We start from the raw sequence: 12,596 nt of genomic DNA on the forward strand, positions 1-12,596 counted from the left end.
ATCCGGTTTTACCTTCTCTTCTGATAAGCGAGTACAGAAGCTATGAGACGGTGAATATATGAATCCTTTTTCTCTAAACCTTACATATCTAAAGAAGCAAGCCAAAACTCGCCTGAAGGCAATTAAAGCCGAGTCTAATGTCGACCTCGAATGGCTACATGAAAATCATCTATCTCAGTCGATTACTCAAGAAAGCGTAAAGCTTGCGGATGTACAGCTCGCTATGGCTCGAGAGTTAGGGCTTTCTAGCTGGAATAAGCTCAAACATCATGTAACTCAACTAGAAAGCAACAGAAGCTTATCTGGAAAGCCTTTACCTTCTTTAGACAACGATATAAGCACTCTCCATGTTCGCTGTGGCCATGATATTCAAAATACTTTGAAAGAATCTGGGTTCTCTGGAGACTTCCTCCCTTATATAGATCCATTCTGTGTTGGACCGCTAACTGATAATGAAGAATACTTCCTGACCCTGCGAGCCCGGTATGTCTGTAATAATCTGATATCTGAAATGAGTGAATTGGATAAATCGGTTGAACAGGTAAAGGAAGAAGAAACAAAAAACACTGAACAACTTCAAAGTGCGAAGTATCGAAGAGTCGTTATCTGGGTCGAGCATGATAACTACGATCAATTGATGTTGATTCGTGTACTTAGCTTGCTGTCATACCAGAATCTCACAAAAATTGAGATCATCGAAACCGATAAATTTCCAGGAAGCGAACGTTTCATAGGGCTTGGTCAACTTCCTCCTGAAGCATTACGTACCTTATGGGAAACACGTAAAGAGCTGACCATTGAGCACATCTCTGCAGCAAAGAAGATATGGCTGGCTTTTTGCTCATCCACCCCAATTCAACTTGTAGAAATATACAATGACTTAGATGAGTCATTATTTCCAAACATCAAACCGGTCATATTTAGGCACTTACAAGAGCTTCCTCAGACTGATTCTAAGCTTGGTTTGACTCAATCCATTGCAATTCAAACACTCAAAAAGAACAACAACGCTCTGGGCTTTAAAGCGCTTTTCAGGCTATACATGAAACAGGAACCACTGGTTTACCTGGGTGATGTCATGTTTTGGGCAGTTATCAAGCCTCTAAGCTTTGGTGTAGAGCCAATACTTACTATTAAGAGAGTTGAATCAAACGACTGGCAAGACGCAACGATTGAGTTAATAGATGCCAATTTCGAATCAGTATCTGCCGTCGAAGAAAAATGGATAGGTGGAATTCAGATAACTCAAGACAACTACTGGAGCTGGGATCATCAAGATCTTTCCACATTATCTTTGAATAGGCACTCATAACTCTCAATTAAGTGGTGAGTGTTGATACACTCACCACTTATAAATCAGTAGTTGAGAACCTTTCTATCGGAACCGATCCATTTCTTTCTAGGGTTAAATTCTCACCCGAGCCTGGTGCCTTGCTTACTCAGGTAGCTATACCCTTACTCCCCCTCCCTACGTAAATAAACCTTTCGGTTAGACTTCCTTAAATAGAGGACAACTAGGCTAGTATTGATCAACAGATCGTATATCGGCTTCTAACTCAGCATATCTACTAAGCTCTTTCATATAAAGACTCTCTTTACTAGGTCCAATACCTAGCACAAACCTACGATGAGACTGGCTTAAAAAGCGAAAAGTACCTCTTAGAGAAAAGATGCCAACCTCTATTAAGTTCATCTATTAGCTGATAAACACTAATTTCTACTGAGGCTTTGTAAAATAAGGGACAGGGAATCTAAGGACGTATGGCTGGATGAGGGTCTAAGTGGGATTCATTCGCCTATTGGGGGAATTAAATGGCAAACACGAAAAAGCCCTGGCATTACTGCTAGGGCTTCGTCTGAATAAATGGCGGAGTGGACGGGACTCGAACCCGCGACCCCCGGCGTGACAGGCCGGTATTCTAACCAACTGAACTACCACTCCGCAGTGGAATACCCGCTTATCATAAGCAGATGTTCAAATGTAAAGCCTGGCGATGTCCTACTCTCACATGGGGAAGCCCCACACTACCATCGGCGCTATTGCGTTTCACTTCTGAGTTCGGCATGGAATCAGGTGGGTCCACAACGCTATGGTCGCCAAGCAAATTCTTAATTCGGAAAGCTGTTTTTTTAGTTCTGATTCTTACACATTCAATGTTCTGTCTGAGCCCACAAAACCCCTTGGGTGTTGTATGGTTAAGCCTCACGGGCAATTAGTACAGGTTAGCTCAACGCCTCACAACGCTTACACACCCTGCCTATCAACGTTCTGGTCTCGAACAACCCTTTAGGATACTTAAAGTATCAGGGAAGACTCATCTCAGGGCTCGCTTCCCGCTTAGATGCTTTCAGCGGTTATCGATTCCGAACTTAGCTACCGGGCAATGCCATTGGCATGACAACCCGAACACCAGAGGTTCGTCCACTCCGGTCCTCTCGTACTAGGAGCAGCCCCCTTCAATCTTCCAACGCCCACGGCAGATAGGGACCGAACTGTCTCACGACGTTCTAAACCCAGCTCGCGTACCACTTTAAATGGCGAACAGCCATACCCTTGGGACCGACTTCAGCCCCAGGATGTGATGAGCCGACATCGAGGTGCCAAACACCGCCGTCGATATGAACTCTTGGGCGGTATCAGCCTGTTATCCCCGGAGTACCTTTTATCCGTTGAGCGATGGCCCTTCCATTCAGAACCACCGGATCACTATGACCTGCTTTCGCACCTGCTCGAATTGTCATTCTCGCAGTCAAGCGGGCTTATGCCATTGCACTAACCACACGATGTCCAACCGTGTTTAGCCCACCTTCGTGCTCCTCCGTTACTCTTTGGGAGGAGACCGCCCCAGTCAAACTACCCACCAGGCACTGTCCTCACTCCCGATAAGGGAGCCAAGTTAGAACATCAAAGCTACAAGGGTGGTATTTCAAGGACGGCTCCACGCAATCTGGCGACTGCGTTTCAAAGCCTCCCACCTATCCTACACATGTAGGTTCAATGTTCAGTGCCAAGCTGTAGTAAAGGTTCACGGGGTCTTTCCGTCTAGCCGCGGGTACACTGCATCTTCACAGCGATTTCAATTTCACTGAGTCTCGGGTGGAGACAGCGTGGTCATCATTACGCCATTCGTGCAGGTCGGAACTTACCCCGACAAGGAATTTCGCTACCTTAGGACCGTTATAGTTACCCGCCGTTTACCGGGGCTTCGATCAAGAGCTTCGTCCAAAGACTAACCCCATCAATTAACCTTCCGGCACCGGGCAGGCGTCACACCGTATACGTCATCTTACGATTTTGCACAGTGCTGTGTTTTTAATAAACAGTTGCAGCCACCTGGTATCTGCGACTCTCGTCAGCTCCATCCGCGAGGGACTTCACCGATAAGAGCGTACCTTCTCCCGAAGTTACGGTACCATTTTGCCTAGTTCCTTCACCCGAGTTCTCTCAAGCGCCTTGGTATTCTCTACCCGACCACCTGTGTCGGTTTGGGGTACGATTCCTTACAATCTGAAGCTTAGAGGCTTTTCCTGGAAGCATGGCATCAATGACTTCATCACCGTAGTGACTCGACATCGTGTCTCAGCCTTAAAGAGAGCCGGATTTACCTAACTCTCAAGCCTACGCACTTGAACCTGGACAACCGTCGCCAGCCACCTAGCCTTCTCCGTCCCCCCATCGCAATTGTAAGAAGTACGGGAATATTAACCCGTTTCCCATCGACTACGCTTTTCAGCCTCGCCTTAGGGGTCGACTTACCCTGCCCCGATTAACGTTGGACAGGAACCCTTGGTCTTCCGGCGAGGGAGTTTTTCACTCCCTTTATCGTTACTCATGTCAGCATTCGCACTTCTGATACCTCCAGCAGCCCTTACGAACCACCTTCAACGGCTTACAGAACGCTCCCCTACCCCGCATACAAAGTATGCAGCCGCAGCTTCGGTGTATTGCTTAGCCCCGTTACATCTTCCGCGCAGGCGACTCGACCAGTGAGCTATTACGCTTTCTTTAAATGATGGCTGCTTCTAAGCCAACATCCTGGCTGTCTGAGCCTTCCCACATCGTTTCCCACTTAGCAATACTTTGGGACCTTAGCTGGCGGTCTGGGTTGTTTCCCTCTCCACGACGGACGTTAGCACCCGCCGTGTGTCTCCCGGATAGTACTTACTGGTATTCGGAGTTTGCAAAGGGTTGGTAAGTCGGGATGACCCCCTAGCCTTAACAGTGCTCTACCCCCAGTAGTATTCGTCCGAGGCGCTACCTAAATAGCTTTCGGGGAGAACCAGCTATCTCCAGGTTTGATTGGCTTTCACCCCTAGCCACAAGTCATCCGCTAATTTTTCAACATTAGTCGGTTCGGTCCTCCAGTTGATGTTACTCAACCTTCAACCTGCCCATGGCTAGATCACCTGGTTTCGGGTCTATATCCAGAGACTGAACGCCCAGTTAAGACTCGGTTTCCCTACGGCTCCCCTAGATGGTTAACCTTGCCACTGAATATAAGTCGCTGACCCATTATACAAAAGGTACGCAGTCACCCCGAAGGGCTCCTACTGCTTGTACGTACACGGTTTCAGGTTCTATTTCACTCCCCTCACAGGGGTTCTTTTCGCCTTTCCCTCACGGTACTGGTTCACTATCGGTCAGTCAGTAGTATTTAGCCTTGGAGGATGGTCCCCCCATATTCAGACAGGATATCACGTGTCCCGCCTTACTCGATTTCACTTGAAATGCGCTGTCGGTTACGGGGCTATCACCCTGTATCGCGCTCCTTTCCAGAAGCTTCACCTGACGCATAAAAAGCTTAAGGGCTAATCCAATTTCGCTCGCCGCTACTTTCGGAATCTCGGTTGATTTCTCTTCCTTCGGGTACTTAGATGTTTCAGTTCCCCGAGTTCGCTTCACTGAGCTATGTATTCACTCAGCAATACTTACTTATGTAAGTGGGTTTCCCCATTCGGAAATCCCAGACTCAAATGACTCTTACTGTCTTATCTGGGCTTATCGCAAGTTAGTACGTCCTTCATCGCCTCTGACTGCCAAGGCATCCACCGTGTACGCTTAGTCACTTAACCATACAACCCCAAGAGGTCTTGTATGTTCAAACAACCAAGGTTTGTGTCTCTCATTATTGAATGAGCGAGAGACATTCGATTTTGCCGGACTCAAATATAAACATCGCAAGGATGTTTCCAAGAACACTTGAATGTGTGTTGGTACCTAAAACACAGTTTTAGGATTTGAGAACTTTTAATTGAATAACAACGCTTATCCGTAGATAAGGGGATGGTTGTTATTCGTCAGCTTTCCAAATTGTTAAAGAGCTAATCACTTCTTAAGGAAGTAACCATTTTTAAATATTCTGTATCAAGAAAATACTTAAAGATGGTGGAGCTAATCGGGATCGAACCGATGACCTCTTCGCTGCCAGCGAAGCGCTCTCCCAGCTGAGCTATAGCCCCATCTGGAAAAGTAGTTTTCCTTACTCTTAACGTTATAAACCGTACCAATCTGTGTGAACACTCATCGCGACTTATTCGTCTTCACTTTGAAAAGTAAAAACAAACTATCCGTATCGTATAAGGAGGTGATCCAGCCCCAGGTTCCCCTAGGGCTACCTTGTTACGACTTCACCCCAGTCATGAACCACAAAGTGGCAAGCGTCCTCCCGAAGGTTAAACTACCTGCTTCTTTTGCAGCCCACTCCCATGGTGTGACGGGCGGTGTGTACAAGCCGGGAACGTATTCACCGTGGCATTCTGATCCACGATTACTAGCGATTCCGACTTCATGGAGTCGAGTTGCAGACTCCAATCCGGACTACGACGCACTTTTTGGGATTCGCTCACTCTCGCAAGTTGTACCGCCCTCTGTATGCGCCATTGTAGCACGTGTGTAGCCCTACTCGTAAGGATGATGACTTGACGTCGTCCCCACCTTCCTCCGGTTTATCACCGGCAGTCTCCCTGGAGTTCCCACCCGAAGTGCTGGCAAACAAGGATAAGGGTTGCGCTCGTTGCGGGACTTAACCCAACATTTCACAACACGAGCTGACGACAGCCATGCAGCACCTGTCTCATAGTTCCCGAAGGCACCAAAGCATCTCTGCTAAGTTCTATGGATGTCAAGAGTAGGTAAGGTTCTTCGCGTTGCATCGAATTAAACCACATGCTCCACCGCTTGTGCGGGCCCCCGTCAATTCATTTGAGTTTTAATCTTGCGACCGTACTCCCCAGGCGGTCTACTTAACGCGTTAGCTCCGAAAGCCACGGCTCAAGGCCACAACCTCCAAGTAGACATCGTTTACGGCGTGGACTACCAGGGTATCTAATCCTGTTTGCTCCCCACGCTTTCGCATCTGAGTGTCAGTATCTGTCCAGGGGGCCGCCTTCGCCACCGGTATTCCTTCAGATCTCTACGCATTTCACCGCTACACCTGAAATTCTACCCCCCTCTACAGTACTCTAGCCTGCCAGTTTCAAATGCAGTTCCGAGGTTGAGCCCCGGGCTTTCACATCTGACTTAACAAACCACCTGCATGCGCTTTACGCCCAGTAATTCCGATTAACGCTCGCACCCTCCGTATTACCGCGGCTGCTGGCACGGAGTTAGCCGGTGCTTCTTCTGCAGCTAACGTCAAAATGCGCATCTATTAAATACACACCCTTCCTCACTGCTGAAAGTGCTTTACAACCCGAAGGCCTTCTTCACACACGCGGCATGGCTGCATCAGGCTTGCGCCCATTGTGCAATATTCCCCACTGCTGCCTCCCGTAGGAGTCTGGACCGTGTCTCAGTTCCAGTGTGGCTGATCATCCTCTCAGACCAGCTAGGGATCGTCGCCTTGGTGAGCCTTTACCTCACCAACTAGCTAATCCCACCTGGGCATATCCTGACGCGAGAGGCCCGAAGGTCCCCCTCTTTGAGCCGAAGCTATTATGCGGTATTAGCCATCGTTTCCAATGGTTATCCCCCACATCAGGGCAATTTCCCAGGCATTACTCACCCGTCCGCCGCTCGACGCCGTTGTCGTTCCCCGAAGGTTCAGACAACTCGTTTCCGCTCGACTTGCATGTGTTAGGCCTGCCGCCAGCGTTCAATCTGAGCCATGATCAAACTCTTCAATTTAAGATTTGGTCGGCTCAATGAATACTGATTACATTACATAGTAATGTTGAATTGACTGTGCCGGTATTGCTACCGATTGGTCACTCAGTTCATTGAAACCTAAATTGATACCGAAGTATCTATTTGGATTATCATCAACGAGTGCCCACACAGATTGATAGGTCTATATTGTTAAAGAGCTTTGCTTTCAGTGCGTTAGCACTTAGGCAGGACGCGTATATTACGCGATTGACTCTGTAAGTCAACATAAAATTCTAAACTTTTGTTTAAAACCTTATGGTGACTGAACTCTGTCGAGTTCAATCAGAATCAAAGCCTGGCGATGTCCTACTCTCACATGGGGAAGCCCCACACTACCATCGGCGCTATTGCGTTTCACTTCTGAGTTCGGCATGGAATCAGGTGGGTCCACAACGCTATGGTCGCCAAGCAAATTCTTAATTCGGAAAGCTGTTTTTTTAGTTCTGATTCTTACACATTCAATGTTCTTATCTGAGCCCACAAAACCCCTTGGGTGTTGTATGGTTAAGCCTCACGGGCAATTAGTACAGGTTAGCTCAACGCCTCACAACGCTTACACACCCTGCCTATCAACGTTCTGGTCTCGAACAACCCTTTAGGATACTTAAAGTATCAGGGAAGACTCATCTCAGGGCTCGCTTCCCGCTTAGATGCTTTCAGCGGTTATCGATTCCGAACTTAGCTACCGGGCAATGCCATTGGCATGACAACCCGAACACCAGAGGTTCGTCCACTCCGGTCCTCTCGTACTAGGAGCAGCCCCCTTCAATCTTCCAACGCCCACGGCAGATAGGGACCGAACTGTCTCACGACGTTCTAAACCCAGCTCGCGTACCACTTTAAATGGCGAACAGCCATACCCTTGGGACCGACTTCAGCCCCAGGATGTGATGAGCCGACATCGAGGTGCCAAACACCGCCGTCGATATGAACTCTTGGGCGGTATCAGCCTGTTATCCCCGGAGTACCTTTTATCCGTTGAGCGATGGCCCTTCCATTCAGAACCACCGGATCACTATGACCTGCTTTCGCACCTGCTCGAATTGTCATTCTCGCAGTCAAGCGGGCTTATGCCATTGCACTAACCACACGATGTCCAACCGTGTTTAGCCCACCTTCGTGCTCCTCCGTTACTCTTTGGGAGGAGACCGCCCCAGTCAAACTACCCACCAGGCACTGTCCTCACTCCCGATAAGGGAGCCAAGTTAGAACATCAAAGCTACAAGGGTGGTATTTCAAGGACGGCTCCACGCAATCTGGCGACTGCGTTTCAAAGCCTCCCACCTATCCTACACATGTAGGTTCAATGTTCAGTGCCAAGCTGTAGTAAAGGTTCACGGGGTCTTTCCGTCTAGCCGCGGGTACACTGCATCTTCACAGCGATTTCAATTTCACTGAGTCTCGGGTGGAGACAGCGTGTCATCATTACGCCATTCGTGCAGGTCGGAACTTACCCGACAAGGAATTTCGCTACCTTAGGACCGTTATAGTTACGGCCGCCGTTTACCGGGGCTTCGATCAAGAGCTTCGTCCAAAGACTAACCCCATCAATTAACCTTCCGGCACCGGGCAGGCGTCACACCGTATACGTCATCTTACGATTTTGCACAGTGCTGTGTTTTTAATAAACAGTTGCAGCCACCTGGTATCTGCGACTCTCGTCAGCTCCATCCGCGAGGGACTTCACCGATAAGAGCGTACCTTCTCCCGAAGTTACGGTACCATTTTGCCTAGTTCCTTCACCCGAGTTCTCTCAAGCGCCTTGGTATTCTCTACCCGACCACCTGTGTCGGTTTGGGGTACGATTCCTTACAATCTGAAGCTTAGAGGCTTTTCCTGGAAGCATGGCATCAATGACTTCATCACCGTAGTGACTCGACATCGTGTCTCAGCCTTAAAGAGAGCCGGATTTACCTAACTCTCAAGCCTACGCACTTGAACCTGGACAACCGTCGCCAGCCACCTAGCCTTCTCCGTCCCCCCATCGCAATTGTAAGAAGTACGGGAATATTAACCCGTTTCCCATCGACTACGCTTTTCAGCCTCGCCTTAGGGGTCGACTTACCCTGCCCCGATTAACGTTGGACAGGAACCCTTGGTCTTCCGGCGAGGGAGTTTTTCACTCCCTTTATCGTTACTCATGTCAGCATTCGCACTTCTGATACCTCCAGCAGCCCTTACGAACCACCTTCAACGGCTTACAGAACGCTCCCCTACCCCGCATACAAAGTATGCAGCCGCAGCTTCGGTGTATTGCTTAGCCCCGTTACATCTTCCGCGCAGGTCGACTCGACCAGTGAGCTATTACGCTTTCTTTAAATGATGGCTGCTTCTAAGCCAACATCCTGGCTGTCTGAGCCTTCCCACATCGTTTCCCACTTAGCAATACTTTGGGACCTTAGCTGGCGGTCTGGGTTGTTTCCCTCTCCACGACGGACGTTAGCACCCGCCGTGTGTCTCCCGGATAGTACTTACTGGTATTCGGAGTTTGCAAAGGGTTGGTAAGTCGGGATGACCCCCTAGCCTTAACAGTGCTCTACCCCCAGTAGTATTCGTCCGAGGCGCTACCTAAATAGCTTTCGGGGAGAACCAGCTATCTCCAGGTTTGATTGGCCTTTCACCCCTAGCCACAAGTCATCCGCTAATTTTTCAACATTAGTCGGTTCGGTCCTCCAGTTGATGTTACTCAACCTTCAACCTGCCCATGGCTAGATCACCTGGTTTCGGGTCTATATCCAGAGACTGAACGCCCAGTTAAGACTCGGTTTCCCTACGGCTCCCCTAGATGGTTAACCTTGCCACTGAATATAAGTCGCTGACCCATTATACAAAAGGTACGCAGTCACCCCGAAGGGCTCCTACTGCTTGTACGTACACGGTTTCAGGTTCTATTTCACTCCCCTCACAGGGGTTCTTTTCGCCTTTCCCTCACGGTACTGGTTCACTATCGGTCAGTCAGTAGTATTTAGCCTTGGAGGATGGTCCCCCCATATTCAGACAGGATATCACGTGTCCCGCCTTACTCGATTTCACTTGAAATGCGCTGTCGGTTACGGGGCTATCACCCTGTATCGCGCTCCTTTCCAGAAGCTTCACCTGACGCATAAAAAGCTTAAGGGCTAATCCAATTTCGCTCGCCGCTACTTTCGGAATCTCGGTTGATTTCTCTTCCTTCGGGTACTTAGATGTTTCAGTTCCCCGAGTTCGCTTCACTGAGCTATGTATTCACTCAGCAATACTTACTTATGTAAGTGGGTTTCCCCATTCGGAAATCCCAGACTCAAATGACTCTTACTGTCTTATCTGGGCTTATCGCAAGTTAGTACGTCCTTCATCGCCTCTGACTGCCAAGGCATCCACCGTGTACGCTTAGTCACTTAACCATACAACCCCAAGAGGTCTTGTATGTTCAAACAACCAAGGTTTGTGTCTCTCATTATTGAATGAGCGAGAGACATTCGATTTTGCCGGACTCAAATATAAACATCACAAGGATGTTTCCAAGAACACTTGAATGTGTGTTGGTACCTAAAACACAGTTTTAGGATTTGAGAACTTTTAATTGAATAACAACGCTTATCCGTAGATAAGGGGATGGTTGTTATTCGTCAGCTTTCCAAATTGTTAAAGAGCTAATCACTTCTCAAGGAAGTAACCATTTTTAAAGGCACTTAAGTCTTTCTGTTTCAAAAGAAATGCGCTTAAAGATGGTATCCCGTAGGGGAGTCGAACCCCTGTTACCGCCGTGAAAGGGCGGTGTCCTAGGCCTCTAGACGAACGGGACACTAGTTGTGAGTGTTTGGGAACACTCTGCTCTCTTACGTTATAAACCGTACCAATCTGTGTGAACACTCATCGCAATAATCATCGTATAAGGAGGTGATCCAGCCCCAGGTTCCCCTAGGGCTACCTTGTTACGACTTCACCCCAGTCATGAACCACAAAGTGGCAAGCGTCCTCCCGAAGGTTAAACTACCTGCTTCTTTTGCAGCCCACTCCCATGGTGTGACGGGCGGTGTGTACAAGGCCGGGAACGTATTCACCGTGGCATTCTGATCCACGATTACTAGCGATTCCGACTTCATGGAGTCGAGTTGCAGACTCCAATCCGGACTACGACGCACTTTTTGGGATTCGCTCACTCTCGCAAGTTGGTCGCCCTCTGTATGCGCCATTGTAGCACGTGTGTAGCCCTACTCGTAAGGATGATGACTTGACGTCGTCCCCACCTTCCTCCGGTTTATCACCGGCAGTCTCCCTGGAGTTCCCACCCGAAGTGCTGGCAAACAAGGATAAGGGTTGCGCTCGTTGCGGGACTTAACCCAACATTTCACAACACGAGCTGACGACAGCCATGCAGCACCTGTCTCATAGTTCCCGAAGGCACCAAAGCATCTCTGCTAAGTTCTATGGATGTCAAGAGTAGGTAAGGTTCTTCGCGTTGCATCGAATTAAACCACATGCTCCACCGCTTGTGCGGGCCCCCGTCAATTCATTTGAGTTTTAATCTTGCGACCGTACTCCCCAGGCGGTCTACTTAACGCGTTAGCTCCGAAAGCCACGGCTCAAGGCCACAACCTCCAAGTAGACATCGTTTACGGCGTGGACTACCAGGGTATCTAATCCTGTTTGCTCCCCACGCTTTCGCATCTGAGTGTCAGTATCTGTCCAGGGGTACGCCTTCGCCACCGGTATTCCTTCAGATCTCTACGCATTTCACCGCTACACCTGAAATTCTACCCCCTCTACAGTACTCTAGCCTGCCAGTTTCAAATGCAGTTCCGAGGTTGAGCCCCGGGCTTTCACATCTGACTTAACAAACCACCTGCATGCGCTTTACGCCCAGTAATTCCGATTAACGCTCGCACCCTCCGTATTACCGCGGCTGCTGGCACGGAGTTAGCCGGTGCTTCTTCTGCAGCTAACGTCAAAATGCGCATCTATTAAATACACACCCTTCCTCACTGCTGAAAGTGCTTTACAACCCGAAGGCCTTCTTCACACACGCGGCATGGCTGCATCAGGCTTGCGCCCATTGTGCAATATTCCCCACTGCTGCCTCCCGTAGGAGTCTGGACCGTGTCTCAGTTCCAGTGTGGCTGATCATCCTCTCAGACCAGCTAGGGATCGTCGCCTTGGTGAGCCTTTACCTCACCAACTAGCTAATCCCACCTGGGCATATCCTGACGCGAGAGGCCGAAGGTCCCCCTCTTTGAGCCGAAGCTATTATGCGGTATTAGCCATCGTTTCCAATGGTTATCCCCCACATCAGGGCAATTTCCCAGGCATTACTCACCCGTCCGCCGCTCGACGCCGTTGTCGTTCCCCGAAGGTTCAGACAACTCGTTTCCGCTCGACTTGCATGTGTTAGGCCTGCCGCCAGCGTTCAATCTGAGCCATGATCAAACTCTTCAATTTAAGATTTGGTCGGCTCAATGAATACTGATTA

1 protein-coding gene, 3 tRNA genes and 6 rRNA genes are annotated in these 12,596 nt (G+C 49.0%); 1 reads left to right on the top strand and 9 read right to left on the bottom strand.

What is annotated here, in order from left to right:
• The first annotated feature begins 58 nt into the window (after positions 1 to 58).
• Positions 59 to 1,312, top strand: a complete 1,254-nt coding sequence (locus QMG91_RS16285) for a DUF1835 domain-containing protein (RefSeq protein WP_281827661.1) — start codon at positions 59 to 61, stop codon at positions 1,310 to 1,312.
• Positions 1,313 to 1,865: 553 nt separating this feature from the next.
• Here QMG91_RS16285 and QMG91_RS16290 read toward each other — a convergent pair.
• The 9 genes from QMG91_RS16290 to QMG91_RS16330 form a co-directional block, all read right to left on the bottom strand.
• Positions 1,866 to 1,942, bottom strand: a tRNA-Asp gene (locus QMG91_RS16290).
• Positions 1,943 to 1,986: 44 nt separating this feature from the next.
• Positions 1,987 to 2,102, bottom strand: a 5S ribosomal RNA gene (rrf, locus tag QMG91_RS16295).
• A gap of 90 nt (positions 2,103 to 2,192) precedes the next feature.
• Positions 2,193 to 5,073: ribosomal RNA gene (locus QMG91_RS16300) — 23S ribosomal RNA — on the bottom strand.
• A gap of 311 nt (positions 5,074 to 5,384) precedes the next feature.
• Positions 5,385 to 5,460, bottom strand: a tRNA-Ala gene (locus QMG91_RS16305).
• A gap of 118 nt (positions 5,461 to 5,578) precedes the next feature.
• A 16S ribosomal RNA gene (locus QMG91_RS16310) occupies positions 5,579 to 7,126 on the bottom strand.
• Between the two features lie 314 nt (positions 7,127 to 7,440).
• A 5S ribosomal RNA gene (gene rrf, locus QMG91_RS16315) occupies positions 7,441 to 7,556 on the bottom strand.
• Positions 7,557 to 7,647: 91 nt separating this feature from the next.
• Positions 7,648 to 10,530 (bottom strand): 23S ribosomal RNA (locus QMG91_RS16320).
• 325 nt (positions 10,531 to 10,855) lie between these two features.
• Positions 10,856 to 10,931, bottom strand: a tRNA-Glu gene (locus tag QMG91_RS16325).
• Positions 10,932 to 11,019: 88 nt separating this feature from the next.
• Positions 11,020 to 12,565: ribosomal RNA gene (locus QMG91_RS16330) — 16S ribosomal RNA — on the bottom strand.
• Together the 16S, 23S and 5S rRNA genes with 3 tRNA genes alongside form the textbook arrangement of a ribosomal RNA operon.
• Positions 12,566 to 12,596: the final 31 nt, after the last annotated feature.

The sequence above is a fragment of the Vibrio nigripulchritudo genome, from assembly GCF_027924785.1.
Classification (GTDB): Bacteria; Pseudomonadota; Gammaproteobacteria; order Enterobacterales; family Vibrionaceae; genus Vibrio; species Vibrio nigripulchritudo.

Bases quoted from the DNA above. Each gene is read 5' to 3' on its own strand.
- QMG91_RS16285 (WP_281827661.1), top strand. From the start codon at position 59: ATGAATCCTTTTTCTCTAAACCTTACATATCTAAAGAAGCAAGCCAAA.